The sequence below is a fragment of the Streptomyces silvisoli genome, from assembly GCF_029269905.1.
GTDB classification, from domain to species: Bacteria; Actinomycetota; Actinomycetes; order Streptomycetales; family Streptomycetaceae; genus Streptantibioticus_A; species Streptantibioticus_A silvisoli_A.
This window is the reverse complement of the sequence record NZ_JARJBC010000006.1, coordinates 167,866-183,967: the sequence shown is the minus strand read 5'-3', so window position 1 is coordinate 183,967 and position 16,102 is coordinate 167,866. Positions and strand designations below refer to the sequence as shown.

Genomic DNA, 16,102 nt, shown 5'->3' with positions numbered 1-16,102 from the left:
TCGGAGGACTGCACCCCGGGCGGAACGGTTCGGCGCGCGGGGGAATGTCCTACGTTCCCGATCATGAATCCCAGCAACACCCGCCCCACGATCACCGAACTGCGGCTGGCCGCCTTCAAGGCACACCGTGGTGCGCGCTTCGCGCTCGGTCCGCTCACGCTGATCGCCGGAGGCGGCGGCAGCGGCAAGTCCAGCGTGCTGGAGGCGCTGGCGGTGCTGGCCCGGCTGGCCGGCGGTGATGAACTGGGCGGCGCCTTCGACGGGGTGGTACGCGGCGGCGCGCCCGCCTGCGCGCCGCGCGGCCCCCGACCGGACACCCGACGACGCGGCTTCCGCATCGGCTGCACGGTGGAGGGCCCGGCGGGGACGGTACGGCTCGACGTGGCGGTGCAGACCGAGCCGGAGCTCCGCGTCGTAGGCGAGCGACTGACGGGCGGGGGACGGATCCTGCTGGCCACGGCGCTGAGGGATCCGGCCCGGCACGCCGTCCAGGCTGCCTGGCACACCGCGGGCCTGACCCGGGTCACCCGCGCGCCGCTGCCCGCCGACCGGCTGGCCACGGCCCTGCTGCCGCTGCGTGTGGCGGGTACGACGGACGGGCAGAGGCTGGTGCTGGCCGCCGCGGAGCAGGTGGTCATCGCGCTGCGCGCGGTCTTCCCCGTCGATCCGCAGCCATGGCGGATGCGCGAGCCCGCCCGGCTCGGCGACGGGCTGCTGCGCGGTGGGTGCGACAACCTGTCCGCCGTGCTGTACCGCACCCAGGACGAGTGCCGTACCCGGCACGCCGCCCTGGTCGGCGCCGCCCGGGTGGCCTGCGCCGGACCGGTGGACGGCCTGGTGGCTCATCCAGAGGGACGCGACAGCGTGCTGGCCGCCGTGGACCGCGGACCGCTGGGCGCGACTCCGCTGGACCGGCTGGGAGACAGCGAACTGCGCTTCCTGGCAATGGCGTTGGTGCTGCTCACCGGGCCAGGCGTGCTGGAGATGGACCAAAGCGCCGAGGTGCCGCCCGCGTTGCGTGCCATGACGGTGCTGGCGGACGGTCTGGACAGCGGTTTGGACCGCCGCCAGACCGCCGAACTCCTCGCCCTGGCGGCCCGCGCCGCCCGCCGGGGGCATGTGCGGCTCCTGGGGACGGTGTACGACGCTGAACCGTTCGAGGACGCGGAGTCGGTGTCGGTGATCCGGTTGCGGTCTGCTGACGAGGGCGGGGCGCGGGTGCCGCAGCAGCGCGGGGAGGCGGAGCGGGGCGCGTCCGCCGTGACGACGCGCCGTGATCGGGAGTAGCGCCGTGCGATGCGGGGCCGGGCGCAGGGTGCGCGGCGCTCATGCGGTAGACCTGGCGGGGTGAGTGAAGAACTGCATGGACTGCGGCGCAGGTTGGTCGAGTTCGCGGCGGCGCGCCGCTGGGAGCCCTACCACACGCCCAAGAACCTCGCGGCGGCGCTGAGCGTGGAGGCGGCGGAGCTGCTGGAGATCTTCCAGTGGCTGACGCCGGAGGAATCGGCGCGGGTGATGGCCGAACCGGACACCGCGCACCGGGTCGAGGACGAGGTCGCCGACGTGCTGGCCTATCTGCTGCAGTTCTGCGAGTCATTGGGAATCGATCCGCTGGCGGCGTTGTCGGCGAAGATCGACCGTAACGAGGAACGTTTCCCCAAGCCGTAACTCACTCGTGCGGGTGAGTGAGTTATCCACATCGGATTGGTTGTCCACCGAATTCACCGCCCTTCTTTCCGGGTTGATCGCCAGCCGTCACGCTGGGTGTCAGCCGGTCAACGAACCGGATCGTGAAGGGGGACAGGGCGATGGACGCTACACGACTCATCGTGGCGAACCGACAGGCACTCGCGCAGGCCACGGACGTGGCGGCGGTGATCGCCGAGGTCTGGCAGGCACAGGCGCTGGCCCAGGCCGTCGGCGCCTGTCTCGCGGCGCGCGGTGACCCCGCGTTACGGGACGCGGCCCGCGCGCTGTGCCTTGCGGGCGGCCGGGCCCGGGACACGGCACAGTCCCAGGGCGCCCGCTCGCCCGTGATACGCGCGGCGCGGCTGACCGGGGTACGGGATCCTGCGGCCGTCCTGCGGCGTCTGCTGGCCCTCCTGGCGGAGACGGGCGCAGCCGTGGCCACGCTCGCCTGCACGACGGAGGACGAGCGGGTCTACTGGCAGTGCATTGACGCGCTGGACGCGACGGACGAGACGAAGGACCGCGTGCGCGCGCTACTGCGCCAGTACGGGGCGCGCCGCCCCGAGCCCCCGGAGGAGCCGCCACCGGCGCCGCCATGAGGGGCGTGCCCGGGGGAGCACTCTGCCTGCGGCGGGTTCGGCGAGCCACCACGACCGGCCAGGTCCACAGGTGCCGGACCCACCGCAGCCCGCCGGCCCGGCGGGCGGTGCGTCAGGCGGCAGGGCCGTCGGCGTCCGCCGACGGGGCGGGGGCGCGGTCGGACGAGCGTAGGTCCGCGTCGAGCCCCGCGAGATCCGCCGTCACGGCGGCAAGTAGTTCCTCCATCTGCTGCAGCAGCCCCTTGGGCGGTGCCGCGCCCGTGCTCCCTGCGTCCGAGAGGCCCTGGTCGGGGGCGGTCTCCTGGGACAACGTGGCCTCCTTGGGCCCTGGCCCTCCCCAAGCGGGCGGGCGATGTAACCGATCGTGGCGGGCGCCGGACTCGCGCGGGCCCGGCGCCCGGGCTCCGCCCGACCAAACGATCACGAATGCCGGTGGTCACTGCCAACGGGGCGCGGCTGGCGGCGAGTTGAAGATGTTCACCCTCCGGTGGCAGCCGGAAGCCGATGTTCGAGACAGGGGATTGACCGGCCCCCCGGTGGGCAAACAGGCGAAAGGAGTGGTCGGCGTGTGAACACATGTTCGCAAAGCACATGCGGTTTGCACGTGAACGTGATGCAGTGGAGTGGTTGTCAGACAGCGACCGTCGACAAGGGGTCCCCGCGATGACGAGTGACCGTCCGATCAGCGAGACCGAAGCAGAGGCCCGAGCACACGGCATCTGCTTCAAGAACGGCCCGCCCAGGCGCACGGGTGTCGAACTGGAATGGTTGGTCCACGATGACCTCGACCCCTTGCGCACCGTCGGCCGGGCACGCTACAGCGCCGCACTGGCCGACCTGAGACGACTCCCGCTGCGCTCCACGCTCACCCAGGAACCGGGTGGCCAACTCGAACTCAGCTCGCCGCCCGCGGACTCGATCACCGAGTGCGTGACCTCGATGGCGAATGACCTGGCGGCGGTACGGGAAGCGCTGCACGGCCACCGGCTGCGCCTCGTCGGATACGGGCACGAGCCCTGGCGAAGACCCCGTCGGCTGCTGCGACTACCGCGCTACACCGCCATGGAGGAGTACTTCGACCGGAGCGGCCCGGTCGGCCGCGCCATGATGTGCGGCACCGCCTCCGTCCAGGTCTGTCTGGACGCCGGAACCGAGGGGCGGGGCGCGGACGGCTACGCGGCCCGCTGGCGGCTGGCCCATCTGATCGGGCCGGTGCTGGTCGCGTCGTTCGCCAACTCGCCGTTCAGCCTCGGTCAGCCCACCGGGATCCGATGTACCAGGCAGGCGGTGTGGGCGGCACTCGACCCGCCCCGCACCATGGCCCCGCCGGAGGCCGCCGACCCCCGCGACGCCTGGGCCGGATACGCACTGGACGCCCCCGTGCTGTGCATACGGCAGGACGGCGAAGCATGGGCGGTCCCCGAGAAGCTGTCCTTCCGCGACTGGATACGCGACGGCGGCCGCGACAGATCGCCGCGTGCGCCCACCGACGACGACCTCGCCTACCACCTGACCACCCTCTTCCCGCCGGTGCGCCCGCACGGCCATCTGGAACTGCGCATGATCGACGCGCAGCCGGGCGACGACGGCTGGATCGTCCCGCTGGCGGTCACCGCCGCGCTGCTGGACGACCCGGTGGCGGCGGTGGCGGCGCACCGTGCGGTGGGCACGCTGGACCTGCGCCCGTACGACCGCGCGCCCGGCAACCCGCTGTGGCGACGAGCCGCCCGGCACGGGCTGACCGACCCGGCGCTGCGCCGCGCCGCCGAGGGGTGCTTCGCCGCGGCCCGCGACGCGCTGCCAAGGCTGGGGGCCTCGATGGCGATCCGTACCGCTGTGGACGCCTTCACCGAGCGCTATGTCGCACGGGGCCGATGTCCCGCCGACGACCTGCTCGACCAAGTGACACAGGGGCAGCGGGCGACCGCCCGCACCGCCTCGCTGATCGGAAAGGACGGCCGACCGTGACGGCCCAGCACTCCGAAACCGCCGAGAGCGCCGACCCGGTACTCCTGAAGGAGCGGGTCGCGCGGGTACTGGACACCGCGCGCACCCGCACCAGCACCCTCACCACCTGCGTCGACGACCAGGATCTGATCACCCAGCACTCTCCGCTGATGTCTCCGCTGGTGTGGGACCTCGCGCACATCGCCAACCAGGAGGAGCTGTGGCTGCTGCGGGCCGTCGGCGGGCGTGACGCGATGCGCCCGGAGATCGACCCGATCTACGACGCCTTCGAGCACCCCCGGGCCGCCCGTCCGAGCCTGCCGCTGCTGTCGCCCGCCGAGGCCCGCGGATACGCCGCCGAGGTGCGCGGACGGGTCTTCGACCTGCTGGACGCCACGGCGCTGCACGGTACCGAACTGCTCACGGCGGGCTTCGCGTTCGGCATGATCGCCCAGCATGAGCAGCAGCACGACGAGACCATGCTGATCACACACCAGCTGCGCCAGGGGCACGCCGCGCTCACCGCGCCACCACCCGGCCCGGCCCCCGCCGACGCGCTACGGCTACCGGCCGAAGTCCTGGTCCCCGGCGGCCCGTTCACCATGGGCACCGACACCGAGCCCTGGGCGCTGGACAACGAGCGGTCCGCGCACCGGGTGGACGTCGCGCCGTTCTTCCTGGACACCACCCCGGTCACCTGCGGCGACTATGCGCGCTTCATCGAGGACGGCGGCTACCGCGAGTCACGCTGGTGGCAGCCGAAGGGCTGGGCCATGGTGCGCGAACACGTCCTGTCCGCACCGCTGTTCTGGACCCATGAGGGCGGCCAGTGGCTGCGCCGCTGCTTCGGCGCGGTCGAGCCGGTGCGTGCCGACGAGCCGGTGGTGCACGTGAGCTGGTACGAGGCGGACGCCTACGCCCGCTGGGCGGGCCGCCGACTGCCCACCGAGGCCGAGTGGGAGAAGGCAGCCCGCCACGACCCGGCCACCGACCGCTCCCGCCGCTACCCATGGGGGGACGCCGATCCCACCCCGGCGCACGCCAACCTCGGCCAGCGCCATCTGCGGCCCGCCCCCGCGGGCAGCTATCCCGAGGGCGCCTCGCCGTACGGCATAAGGCAGTTGGTCGGCGACGTGTGGGAGTGGACCGCCAGCGACTTCGTGCCGTACCCGGGGTTCCGCGCCTTCCCGTACCGGGAGTACTCGGAGGTCTTCTTCGGGCCGGAGTACAAGGTGCTGCGCGGTGGGTCCTTCGCCGTGGATCCGGTCGCCTGCCGCGGCACCTTCCGCAACTGGGACTACCCCGTCCGGCGGCAGATCTTCGCCGGGTTCCGCACCGCCCGCGACGCCGACCCCGCCGAGGTGCTCTGATGTGCCGCCACCTCGCCTACCTCGGCCCCGACGTCCCGCTGCGCCGGATCCTCGTCGAGCCGCCGCACTCGCTGTACCGGCAGTCCTGGGCACCGCGCCGCCAGCGCAACGGCACCGTCAACGCGGACGGCTTCGGCGTCGGCTGGTACGCGCCCGACGATCCGGTGCCGGCCCGCTACCGGCAGGCCCGGCCGATCTGGGCCGACCCGTCGTTCGCCGACCTGGCCCGGGTGGTGCGTACCGGCGCGCTGCTGGCCGCCGTACGGGACACCACTGACGGTTCGACGCCCGACGAGTCCGCCACCGCCCCCTACGGCGCGGGGGATTGGCTGTTCAGCCACAACGGCGCCGTGCCCGGCTGGCCGCGCTCCGTCGCCGAACTGGCCGAGGAACTGCCCGCCGAGGAACTGCTCGACATCGAGGCGCGCTGCGACTCGGCGCTGCTGTGGGCGCTGGTGCTGCACCGGCTGCGGTCGGGCTACGCGCTCGGCGACGCCCTGGCGGAGACGGTCACCGATGTCGCCGCCCGCACGGAGGCCCGGTTGAACCTGCTGCTCACCGACGGCAGCTGCATAGCCGCCACCGCCTGGGGCGACTCCCTGTGGCACCGGCTGGAACCCGGCCACGGCGTCACCGTCGCCTCCGAACCGTACGACGACGAACCCGGCTGGACCGAGGTCCCCGACCGCACCCTGCTGCTCGCCACCCGGGACGGGATCGAGACGACCCCCCTCAAGGAGCCGACCGTATGAGCGCCTTCACCCTGACCAGGCAGCTTCCGCTGGACGCCACCACCGCGGCGCTGCGCGCCGACGCCGCGGTGGGACTGACCGCCAACCCCAAGTGGCTGCCGCCGAAGTGGTTCTACGACGCCCGCGGCAGCGAACTGTTCGAGGAGATCACCCGGCTCCCCGAGTACTACCCGACCCGCGCCGAGCGGGCCATCCTCGACCGTGTCGCCCCCGACATCGCCGCCGCCACTGGCGCCAGGACGCTGGTCGAACTCGGCTCCGGATCCTCGGAGAAGACCCGGCTGCTGATCGACGCGCTGCGCGAGTACGGCACGCTGGCCACGTATCTGCCCATCGACGTCAGCGAGTCCGCCCTGGAACAGGCGGGCCGGGCGCTGCTTGTCGACTACCCGGGGCTGAACGTGCACGGCCTGGTGGCCGACTTCCAGGCCGGGCTCAGCCTCCCGGACAGCGAGGCCCCGCGGCTGCTGGCGTTCCTCGGCGGCACCATCGGCAATCTGCGGCCCGCCGAGCGCGCCGCGTTCCTCAACGCGGTGCGCACCGCGCTCGGCCCGGACGACGCGCTGCTGCTCGGCACCGACCTGGTGAAGGACGAACGGGTGCTGGTCGCCGCCTACGACGACGCAGCCGGAGTCACCGCCGAGTTCAACAAGAACGTGCTGAGCGTGCTGAACCGGGAACTCGAAGCCGACTTCGCCCTGGACGACTTCGACCATGTGGCGCTGTGGGACCGCGAACAGGAGTGGATGGAGATGCGGCTGCGCGCCCGGCGCCCGCTCACCGTCAAGGTCCCGGCACTGGACCTCAAGGTCGACTTCGCGCGCGGTGAGGAAATACGCACCGAGGTGTCGGCGAAGTTCCGCGAGGCCGGGGTGCGCCGCGAACTGGCCGCAGCCGGAATGGAGTTGGCGCACTGGTGGACCGATCCGGAAGGCCGGTTCGCACTCTCCCTGGCACGCCCCGCCCGGTAGAGCGCGGCATCGCGGCCGTACCCGGTGCAGGATGGAGGTTATGGATCTACGCATTTTCACCGAACCTCAACAGGGCGCCTCCTACGACACCCTGCTCTCGGTGGCCAAGGCCACCGAGGAGCTGGGGTACGACGCCTTCTTCCGCTCGGACCACTATCTGCGGATGGGGGCGGTCGACGGGCTGCCTGGCCCGACCGACGCCTGGATCACCCTCGCCGGACTCGCCCGGGAGACCAAGCGCGTCCGGCTCGGCACGCTGATGACCGCGGGCACCTTCCGGCTGCCCGGCGTGCTGGCCATCCAGGTGGCGCAGGTCGACCAGATGTCCGGAGGCCGGGTGGAACTCGGCCTCGGCGCGGGCTGGTACGAGGAGGAGCACACCGCGTACGGCATCCCGTTCCCCAAGGAGAAGTTCGGTCGCCTTGAGGAGCAGCTGGCCGTCATCACCGGTCTGTGGTCCACCCCGGTGGGCCGGACCTTCGACTTCGACGGCACCTACTACCAGCTCAAGGACTCGCCCGCGCTGCCCAAGCCCGCGCAGCGCAAGATCCCGGTGATCATCGGCGGACACGGCGCCAACCGCACCCCGCGGCTCGCGGCCCGGTTCGCCGATGAGTTCAACATCCCGTTCGCCTCGGTCGAGGACACCGAGCGGCAGTTCGGCCGGGTCCGCGAGGCCGCCGTGGCGCACGGCCGCAAGCCGGACGAGATCGTGTACTCCAACGCGCTGGTCGCCTGCGTCGGCAAGGACGACGCCGAGGTGGCCCGCCGCGCCGCGGTCATCGGCCGGGAGGTGGAGGAGCTGAAGGCCAACGGCCTCGCGGGCTCGCCGGACGAGGTGGTCGACAAGATCGGCCGCTACCGCGAGGTCGGCTCGTCCCGGATCTACCTCCAGATCCTCGACCTGAACGACCTGGACCACCTGGAGCTGATCGCCTCCCGCGTACAGTCGCAACTCGGCTGACCGGACGGCGCTCGCCCCCAACACCCCCAAGGAGCATCCGCGTTGGCCGCCCCGACCACCCCGCTGGCCGCCGTCCTCGCCGAGGGACCGGTGGTGCTCGACGGCGGTCTGTCCAACCAACTCCAGGACCAGGGCTGCGACCTGTCCGACGAGTTGTGGACCGCCCGACTGCTCGCCGACGCCCCCGGACAGATCGAGGCGGCGCACGCGGCGTATCTGCGGGCGGGCGCGCGGGTGCTCACCACCGCCAGCTACCAGGCCACCTACCAGGGCTTCGCCCAGCGGGGACGGTCCGAGCGGGAGACCTCTCAGCTGCTGCGGCGCAGCGTGGAACTCGCCCGGCGGGCGGCGCGCGGGCTGCCCGAGGTGTGGGTGGCCGCCTCCGTCGGCCCGTACGGCGCGATGCTCGCCGACGGCAGCGAGTACCGGGGCCGGTACGGTCTTTCGGTAGGGGAGTTGGAGCGCTTCCACCGGCCCCGGATAGACGCGCTGGCCGCGGCCGGTCCCGATGTGCTGGCCCTGGAGACCGTCCCGGACACCGACGAGGCGGAGGCGCTGCTCAGGGCGGTCGACGGCGTCGGGCTGCCGGTCTGGCTGTCGTACACCATCAGCGGCGGACGCACCCGCGCCGGGCAGCCGCTGGCGGAGGCGTTCGCACTGGCCGCGACCGTGCCCGAGGTGATCGCGGTCGGCGTCAACTGCTCCGCCGCCCAGGACATCGGCCCGGCGGTGGCCGTCGCGCACGCCGTCACCGGCAAGCCGGTGGTGGCCTACCCCAACGGCGGTGAGTGGGACGCGGTGGCTCGCACCTGGCGCGACACGCCCCTCGACGTGGCGGCCCTGGTGCGCGGCTGGCGGTCGGACGGCGCCCGGCTGATCGGCGGCTGCTGCCGGGTCGGGCCACGGGACATCGCCCGTGTCGCCGCCGCGCTCGCCCACCCGTAACGCCCGCTAATCCGCTGGTCAGCCGCGGCGCACCGGGTCATACTCGGCCAGGTGTTCCTGACGATGTCGACCACCGGCAGCGCGAAGTCCCCGGCCACCGATCTGGGGTTCCTGCTGCACAAGCACCCCGACAGGGCCCAGGCGTTCGCCACCGCGCACGGCACCGCGCACGTCTTCTACCCCGAGGCGTCGGAGCGGCGTTGCACGGCCGCGCTGCTGCTGGAGGTCGATCCGGTGACCCTGGCCCGCCGGGCGAAGGGCAGGGGCCGTGGCGGCAGCCCCGAGGTGGCGCTGGCCGGCTACGTCAACGACCGCCCGTACGCGGCGACTTCGCTGCTCGCCGTGGCGCTCGGCAACGTCTTCTCCACCGCGCTCAAGGGCGTCTGCCGCACCATGCCGCAGCGCGCCGCCGAGTCGCTGCCGCTGCGCGTCGAGATACCCGTGCTGCCCGCCAAGGGCGGTGCGGCCCTGGTCCACGCGCTGTTCGAGCCGCTCGGCTGGGCCGTGGCCGCCGAACCCATCGCACTGGACGAGCGGTTCCCCGAGTGGGGCGACTCGCGGTACGTGGCGCTGACCCTCGAGGGGCGGCAGCGGCTCTCGGACGCGCTGCGCCATCTGTACGTCCTGCTCCCGGTGCTGGACGACGCCAAGCACCACTGGATCGCGCCGGACGAGGTCGACAAGCTGCTGCGCGCCGGTGACGGCTGGCTGGCCGGCCACCCCGAGCAGAAGCTGATCACCTCCCGTTATCTGGCCCGCCGCCGGTCGCTGACCTGCCAGGCCACGGAGCGACCGGAACTCGCCAGGCTCGCCGCCGTGGACGACAGCGCGGCCGAGGAGATCGACAACGCGGTGGACGAGACCGCGGACACCGAGGAGCGCCCGGTGCCGCTCGCGGTGCGCCGCCGCGAGGCGATCGTCGCCGCACTGCGCGCCGCCGGCGCCCACCGGGTCCTCGATCTCGGTTGCGGCCAGGGCCAGTTGGTGGGCGAGCTGCTCAAGGACGCGGCGTTCACCGAGATCGTCGGTGTCGATGTGTCGGTACGCGCTCTCGCCGTCGCCGCGCGGCGGCTGCGCCCTGATCGGATGACGGAGCGGCAGGCCGACCGGGTGCGGCTGCTCCAGGGCTCGCTGACATACACCGACTCGCGGCTGAAGGGCTACGACGCGGCCGTCCTCAGCGAGGTCGTCGAGCACCTGGACCCGCCCCGGCTGCCCGCCCTGGAGTACGCGGTGTTCGGTGCCGCCCGGCCCGCCACCGTCATCGTCACCACGCCCAACACCGAGTACAACGTGCGCTGGGAGACGCTGCCGGACGGGCGGGTACGGCATCCGGACCACCGCTTCGAGTGGACCCGCGAGGAGTTCCGCCGCTGGGCGGACCAGGTCGGCGAACGGTACGGCTACCGCGTGGAGTTCGGCGCGGTGGGCGAGGACGACCCCGAGGCCGGGCCGCCGACCCAGTCGGCCGTCTTCAGCAGGACCGAGAGCACCGCGAAGGGGGCGTCCGCATGAGCGAGCGCCGGGTACCGCTGCCCGTCACCGACCTGTCCCTGGTGGTGCTGGTCGGCGCCACCGGCTCCGGCAAGTCCACCTTCGCCCGGCGCCACTTCAGGCCAACCGAGGTGGTCTCCTCCGACTTCTGCCGCGGCCTGGTCAGCGACGACGAGAACGACCAGAGCGCCAGCGCGGACGCGTTCGACGTGCTGCACCACATCGTCGGCAAGCGGCTTGCCGCCGGACGGCTGACCGTGGTCGACGCCACCAACGTCCAGTCCGAGGACCGGGCGCAGCTCGTCCGGCTGGCCCGCGAGCACGATGTGCCGCCCATGGCGATCGTGCTCGACGTCCCCGAGCAGGTGTGCGCCGAGCGCAACGCCGCCCGCCCGGACCGCGCGGACATGCCCCGCCATGTCATCGCCCGCCACCAGCGCGAACTGCGCCGCTCGCTGCGCTCGCTGGAGCGCGAGGGCTTTCGCAGGGTGCATGTGCTGCGCGGCGTCGAGGAGGTGGCGGCGGCCGAGGTCACGCTGGAGCGGCGGTTCAACGACCTGCGCCACCTGACCGGTCCGTTCGACATCATCGGCGATGTGCACGGCTGCCGCGCCGAGTTGACGGGGCTGCTGGACCGGCTCGGCTACGAGCTGTGCCACGACGCGGCGGGACGGCCGGTGGGCGCCGCGCATCCGCTGGGGCGCACCGCCGTGTTCGTCGGCGACCTGGTCGACCGCGGCCCGGACAGCCCCGGTGTGCTGCGCCTGGTGATGGGCATGGTCGCCGCCGGGAACGCGCTGTGCGTCACCGGCAACCACGAGGACAAGCTGGGCCGCCACCTCAGGGGACGCCAGGTCAAGCCCGGTCACGGCCTGGCCGAGACCATCGCGCAGCTGGCCGGGGTGACCGAGGAGGAGCCGGAGTTCCCCGACCGCGCACGGGAGTTCATCGGCTCACTGGTCAGCCACTACGTGCTGGACGGCGGTGCCCTGGTGGTCTGCCACGCGGGGCTGCCGGAGAAGTACCACGGCCGCACCTCCGGCCGGGTCCGCTCGTTCGCCATGTACGGCGACACCACCGGTGAGACGGACGAGTACGGCCTGCCGGTCCGCTACCCGTGGGCCGAGGAGTACCGGGGCCGCGCCGCGGTCGTCTACGGGCACACGCCCGTACCGCGGGCCACCTGGCTCAACAACACCATCTGCCTTGACACCGCCTGCGTCTTCGGCGGCAAGCTCACGGCGCTGCGCTGGCCGGAGCGCGAACTGGTCGAGGTGCCCGCGCAACGGGTCTGGTACGAGCCGGTCCGTCCGCTGGCCGGTCAGGCCCCGGGCGGCCATGACGGACGTCCCCTGGACCTGGGCGACGTACACGGCCGACGGGTGATCGAGACCGCCCGGCACGGCCGGGTCGCGGTACGTGAGCAGAACGCCGCGGCGGCCCTGGAGGTCATGAGCCGCTTCGCCGTCGACCCGCGGCTGCTGCCCTATCTGCCGCCGACCATGGCTCCCTGCGCGACCTCGCGGCGGGACGGCTATCTGGAGCATCCGCAGGACGCCTTCGCCGCCTACCGCGCGGACGGCGTCGGCCGGGTGGTGTGCGAGGAGAAGCACATGGGCTCGCGTGCGGTGGCCTTGGTGTGCCGGGACGCCGAGACCGCCCGCAAGCGCTTCGGCACCGGCGGCGAGCAGACCGGTGCGCTCTACACCCGTACCGGCCGCCCGTTCTTCACCGACCCGGGCATGACCGAGCGGGTGCTGGACCGGCTGCGGGACAGCGTCGGGGGCGCGGGGCTGTGGGACGAGCTGGGCACCGACTGGCTGCTGCTGGACGCCGAGTTGCTGCCGTGGTCACTGAAGGCATCCGGGCTGCTGCGCCGGCAGTACGCGGCGGTGGGCGCCGCGTCCCGCGCGGTCCTCCCCGCCGCCGTGGCCGCTTTGCGGCAGGCGCTGGAAAACGGCGCCGACGTCGCGGAGCTGCTGGCCCGGCAGGGCGAGCGGGCCGCGGACGCCGTCGCGTTCACCGACGCCTACCGCCGCCACTGCTGGCCGACCGAGGGTCTGGACGGGGTGCGGCTCGCCCCCTTCCAGCTGCTGGCGGTGGAGGGCCGCAGCCTGGCCACGCTGCCGCACGACGAACAGCTCGCCCTGATCGACCGGCTGGTCGCCCATGACCCGGGCGGCCTGCTCGCCGCCACCCGCCGTCTGGTCGTCGACACCGAGGACGAGACGTCGGTCGCCGAAGGCGTCCGGTGGTGGCTGGAACTGACCGCCGAGGGCGGCGAGGGCATGGTGGTCAAGCCGCTCCAGGCGTGCGTGCGCGGACCGAAGGGCCTGGTGCAGCCGGGCGTCAAGTGCCGTGGCCGGGAGTACCTGAGGATTGTCTACGGCCCGGAGTACACCCGGCCCGACAACCTGGCCCGGATGCGTGCGCGCTCCCTGGGCCACAAGCGCTCGCTCGCGCTGCGCGAGTACGCGCTGGGGCTGGAGGCACTGGACCGGCTGGCGACGGGCGAACCGCTGTGGCGGGTGCACGAGGCGGTCTTCGCGGTGCTCGCGCTGGAGTCGGAACCGGTCGATCCACGGCTGTAGCGTTCCGGCCGCCTGGCGCTGGGGCGCGCGTGCGGGGTGGGGTGCCCGCGCCCGGCGTGGGAAGGTTCTTCCATGGGCTTCCATGTGGATTCCGAGGCCGGGCGGCTGCGCCGCGTCATCCTGCACCGCCCGGATCTGGAGCTGAAGCGGCTGACCCCGTCCAACAAGGACGCGCTGCTGTTCGACGACGTGCTCTGGGTGCGCAGGGCGCGCGCCGAGCACGACGGCTTCGCCGACATACTGCGGGACCGCGGCGTGGAGGTCCATCTCTTCGGCGACCTGCTGCGTGAGACGCTGCTGGTGCCCGAGGCCCGCCGACTCGTCCTGGACCGGGTCTTCGACGAGAAGGAGTTCGGGCCGCTGGCCACCGATCACCTGCGGGCGGCCTTCGCCGAGATGCCGGTGGCGGACCTGGTCGAGGCGCTGGTCGGGGGGATGACCAAGCGCGAGTTCCTGGAAGGGCACGCCGAGCCCACCTCGGTGCGCTTCCATGTGATGGAGCCGGACGACTTCCTGCTCGCCCCGCTGCCCAACCACATCTTCACCCGGGACAGCTCGGCGTGGGTGTACGACGGGGTGAGCATCAACGCCATGCGCTGGCCCGCCCGTTGGCGGGAGACGGTGCACTTCGAGGCGATCTACCGGTACCACCCGATGTTCGCGGGCGGCCTGTTCCATGTGTGGTCGGCGGGGCAGTCGGCCTATCCGTCCACCATCGAGGGCGGTGACGTGCTGGTGATCGGCAAGGGCGCGGTGCTGATCGGGATGAGCGAGCGCACCACCCCGCAGGCGGTGGAGATGCTGGCGCGCGGACTGTTCGCGGCGGGCTCCGCCCGTACCATCGTCGCCCTGGACATGCCCAAGAGACGTGCGTTCATGCACCTCGACACCGTGATGACGATGGTCGACGGCGATACCTTCAGCAAGTACGCGGGCCTGGGGATGCTGCGTTCGTACACCATCGAGCCCGGCGCGGGCGAGGGGGAGCTGAAGGCCACCGACCATCCGCCGGAGCACATGCACCGGGCGATCGCGGCGGCCCTCGGCCTGGACGACATCAGGGTGCTGACCGCCACCCAGGACGTGCACTCGGCGCAGCGCGAACAGTGGGACGACGGCTGCAACGTGCTGGCCATCGAACCGGGCGTGGTCATCGCCTACGAGCGCAACGCCACCACCAACACCTTCCTGCGCAAGAACGGCATCGAGGTGATCACCATCCCGGGCAGCGAGCTGGGCCGGGGCAGGGGAGGCCCGCGCTGTATGAGCTGCCCGATCGAGCGCGACCCGGTCTAGCCCCGCCGCCGGCGGCGGGCGATGATGCCGGTGACCGACGCGAGCGGGCCGCCGCATAAGGATGCGATTAATCGTATACACTTCCGGTGTCGCTGCCGCCCCACCTAGGAGCACCCGTCATGGCCATCGACCTCACCGGCCGCCACTTCCTCAAGGAGCTGGACTTCTCGGCCGAGGAGTTCCGCCACCTGGTGGAGCTGGCCGCGCGGCTGAAGGCCGCGAAGCGGTCGGGCACCGAGGAGCAGCGGCTGCGCGGCAGGAACATCGCGCTGATCTTCGAGAAGACCTCGACCCGCACGCGGTGCTCCTTCGAGATCGCCGCCGCCGACCAGGGCGCGCGGACCACCTACCTCGACCCGGCCAGCTCGCAGATCGGCCACAAGGAGTCGGTCAAGGACACCGCCCGGGTGCTCGGCCGGATGTTCGACGGCATCGAGTACCGCGGCCACGCCCAGGAGATCGTCGAGGAGCTCGCGGCCCACGCGGGCGTCCCCGTTTGGAACGGGCTCACCGACGAGTGGCATCCGACGCAGATGCTCGCCGACGTGCTCACCATGACCGAGCACAGCGCCAAGCCGCTGAACGAGATCGCCTACGCCTACCTCGGCGACGCCCGCTACAACATGGGCAACTCGCTGCTGACAACGGGTGCGTTGCTCGGCATGGACGTGCGCATCGTCGGCCCGAGGATCCTGTGGCCCGGCGAGTCGGTGGTCGCCGCGGCCCGCCGCCTCGCCGAGCGCACCGGCGGCCGGGTCACGCTTACCGAGGACGTGACGGAAGGAGTGCGCGGCGTCGACTACGTGCACACCGACGTCTGGGTGTCGATGGGCGAGCCCAAGGAGATGTGGGACGAGCGGATAGCGCTGCTCGGCCGCTACGCGGTCACCATGGACGTGCTGCGGGCCACCGGCAACCCGGACGTGAAGTTCATGCACTGCCTGCCCGCCTTCCACGACCTGGGCACGGCGGTCGGCCGGGAGATCAACGAGCAGTACGGGCTGGACTCGCTCGAAGTCACCGACGAGGTCTTCGAGTCGGAGCACTCGGTCGTCTTCGACCAGGCGGAGAACCGGATGCACACCATCAAGGCGGTGCTGGTGGCCACGCTCGGCTGACCGAGCGTCAGGCGGATGTCGTGAACCGCGGCGGGCGCCGCGGTTCGCCACCATCTGTCCATGCCCCGTATCAAGTCACCGGAAGTGCTGGTCGCCGAGTCCGGCGCGGACCTGGAGGGGCACGGGCTGCGGCGCACCATGGGCCTGTTCCAGCTGGTGTGCTTCGGCGTCTGGCGGCGGTCGTTGGGCCGGCTGCTGCCTGTACCCGGTCTACGGGCTCGGCGGAGCCAACTGGCTGCTGTTCCTGGGCTACTTGGTCCTCGGGACGCTGGTGTACGCGGGGTACGGACGCCGTAGGTCCCGGCTGCCCGGGACCGGATAGCCGAACGGATTCTATGTCGTACTCGTGACGGCAGTCACGAAGCG

At 72.4% G+C, this 16,102-nt stretch carries 15 protein-coding genes; 14 read left to right on the top strand and 1 reads right to left on the bottom strand.

What is annotated here, in order from left to right:
• Nucleotides 1–63 precede the first annotated feature (63 nt).
• The 3 genes from P3G67_RS12505 to P3G67_RS12495 all read left to right on the top strand — a co-directional run bounded on the left by P3G67_RS12505 (nucleotide 64) and on the right by P3G67_RS12495 (nucleotide 2,288).
• Entirely contained in the window at nucleotides 64–1,287 is a 1,224-nt protein-coding gene (locus P3G67_RS12505) for an ATP-binding protein (protein ID WP_276093517.1), read from the top strand.
• A gap of 9 nt (nucleotides 1,288–1,296) precedes the next feature.
• Nucleotides 1,297–1,668, top strand: a complete 372-nt coding sequence (locus P3G67_RS12500; protein ID WP_391858247.1) for a nucleotide pyrophosphohydrolase — start codon at nucleotides 1,297–1,299, stop codon at nucleotides 1,666–1,668.
• Nucleotides 1,669–1,808: 140 nt separating this feature from the next.
• Nucleotides 1,809–2,288, top strand: coding sequence for a DUF6099 family protein (locus tag P3G67_RS12495; protein WP_276093516.1), 480 nt, complete (start codon nucleotides 1,809–1,811; stop codon nucleotides 2,286–2,288).
• A 112-nt stretch (nucleotides 2,289–2,400) separates the two neighbouring features.
• Here the strand turns inward: P3G67_RS12495 and P3G67_RS12490 are convergent, their stop codons facing one another.
• The gene (locus P3G67_RS12490) at nucleotides 2,401–2,598 is read right to left on the bottom strand and encodes a hypothetical protein (RefSeq protein WP_269856546.1); all 198 of its coding nucleotides are present in this window, start codon (nucleotides 2,596–2,598) and stop codon (nucleotides 2,401–2,403) included.
• A gap of 353 nt (nucleotides 2,599–2,951) precedes the next feature.
• Here P3G67_RS12490 and egtA point away from each other — a divergent pair, with 353 nt between their 5' ends.
• The 11 genes from egtA (at nucleotide 2,952) to P3G67_RS12435 (ending at nucleotide 16,033) form a co-directional block, all read left to right on the top strand.
• A complete protein-coding gene (gene egtA / locus P3G67_RS12485) occupies nucleotides 2,952–4,256 on the top strand; it encodes an ergothioneine biosynthesis glutamate--cysteine ligase EgtA (protein WP_276093515.1) in 1,305 nt (434 codons plus the stop codon).
• A gap of 44 nt (nucleotides 4,257–4,300) precedes the next feature.
• Nucleotides 4,301–5,605 carry an ergothioneine biosynthesis protein EgtB gene (egtB, locus tag P3G67_RS12480; RefSeq protein WP_276093632.1) on the top strand — a complete coding sequence of 435 codons (1,305 nt, stop codon included), beginning with the start codon at nucleotides 4,301–4,303 and terminating at the stop codon, nucleotides 5,603–5,605.
• A complete protein-coding gene (gene egtC / locus P3G67_RS12475; RefSeq protein ID WP_276093514.1) occupies nucleotides 5,605–6,357 on the top strand; it encodes an ergothioneine biosynthesis protein EgtC in 753 nt (250 codons plus the stop codon). The genes egtB and egtC overlap by 1 nt, the downstream gene beginning before the upstream one ends.
• Nucleotides 6,354–7,328, top strand: a complete 975-nt coding sequence (gene egtD, locus P3G67_RS12470) for an L-histidine N(alpha)-methyltransferase (protein WP_276093513.1) — start codon at nucleotides 6,354–6,356, stop codon at nucleotides 7,326–7,328. Before egtC ends, egtD begins: the two co-directional genes overlap by 4 nt.
• A gap of 40 nt (nucleotides 7,329–7,368) precedes the next feature.
• Nucleotides 7,369–8,292, top strand: coding sequence for an LLM class F420-dependent oxidoreductase (locus P3G67_RS12465; protein WP_276093512.1), 924 nt, complete (start codon nucleotides 7,369–7,371; stop codon nucleotides 8,290–8,292).
• 42 nt (nucleotides 8,293–8,334) lie between these two features.
• Nucleotides 8,335–9,237, top strand: coding sequence for a homocysteine S-methyltransferase (gene mmuM, locus P3G67_RS12460; RefSeq protein WP_276093511.1), 903 nt, complete (start codon nucleotides 8,335–8,337; stop codon nucleotides 9,235–9,237).
• A gap of 51 nt (nucleotides 9,238–9,288) precedes the next feature.
• A complete protein-coding gene (locus P3G67_RS12455) occupies nucleotides 9,289–10,752 on the top strand; it encodes a 3' terminal RNA ribose 2'-O-methyltransferase Hen1 (RefSeq protein ID WP_276093510.1) in 1,464 nt (487 codons plus the stop codon).
• A complete protein-coding gene (locus P3G67_RS12450) occupies nucleotides 10,749–13,322 on the top strand; it encodes a polynucleotide kinase-phosphatase (RefSeq protein ID WP_276093509.1) in 2,574 nt (857 codons plus the stop codon). Before P3G67_RS12455 ends, P3G67_RS12450 begins: the two co-directional genes overlap by 4 nt.
• Before the next feature lie 72 nt (nucleotides 13,323–13,394).
• The gene (locus P3G67_RS12445; protein ID WP_276093508.1) at nucleotides 13,395–14,618 is read left to right on the top strand and encodes an arginine deiminase; all 1,224 of its coding nucleotides are present in this window, start codon (nucleotides 13,395–13,397) and stop codon (nucleotides 14,616–14,618) included.
• A 119-nt stretch (nucleotides 14,619–14,737) separates the two neighbouring features.
• Nucleotides 14,738–15,736 (top strand): ornithine carbamoyltransferase, encoded by a 999-nt coding sequence (gene argF / locus P3G67_RS12440; RefSeq protein ID WP_269856537.1) that lies wholly within the window; start codon nucleotides 14,738–14,740, stop codon nucleotides 15,734–15,736.
• Nucleotides 15,737–15,796: 60 nt separating this feature from the next.
• On the top strand, nucleotides 15,797–16,033 hold the full coding sequence (locus P3G67_RS12435) for a hypothetical protein (RefSeq protein ID WP_276093636.1): 237 nt from the start codon (nucleotides 15,797–15,799) through the stop codon (nucleotides 16,031–16,033).
• Nucleotides 16,034–16,102 lie beyond the last annotated feature (69 nt).

Coding starts and splice junctions, on each gene's coding strand:
- P3G67_RS12505 (WP_276093517.1), top strand. CDS start 64: ATGAATCCCAGCAACACCCGCCCCACGATCACCGAACTGCGGCTGGCC.
- P3G67_RS12500 (WP_391858247.1), top strand. CDS start 1,297: ATGCGGGGCCGGGCGCAGGGTGCGCGGCGCTCATGCGGTAGACCTGGC.
- P3G67_RS12495 (WP_276093516.1), top strand. CDS start 1,809: ATGGACGCTACACGACTCATCGTGGCGAACCGACAGGCACTCGCGCAG.
- egtA (WP_276093515.1), top strand. CDS start 2,952: ATGACGAGTGACCGTCCGATCAGCGAGACCGAAGCAGAGGCCCGAGCA.
- egtC (WP_276093514.1), top strand. CDS start 5,605: ATGTGCCGCCACCTCGCCTACCTCGGCCCCGACGTCCCGCTGCGCCGG.
- egtD (WP_276093513.1), top strand. CDS start 6,354: ATGAGCGCCTTCACCCTGACCAGGCAGCTTCCGCTGGACGCCACCACC.
- P3G67_RS12465 (WP_276093512.1), top strand. CDS start 7,369: ATGGATCTACGCATTTTCACCGAACCTCAACAGGGCGCCTCCTACGAC.
- P3G67_RS12450 (WP_276093509.1), top strand. CDS start 10,749: ATGAGCGAGCGCCGGGTACCGCTGCCCGTCACCGACCTGTCCCTGGTG.
- P3G67_RS12445 (WP_276093508.1), top strand. CDS start 13,395: ATGGGCTTCCATGTGGATTCCGAGGCCGGGCGGCTGCGCCGCGTCATC.
- argF (WP_269856537.1), top strand. CDS start 14,738: ATGGCCATCGACCTCACCGGCCGCCACTTCCTCAAGGAGCTGGACTTC.
- P3G67_RS12435 (WP_276093636.1), top strand. CDS start 15,797: ATGCCCCGTATCAAGTCACCGGAAGTGCTGGTCGCCGAGTCCGGCGCG.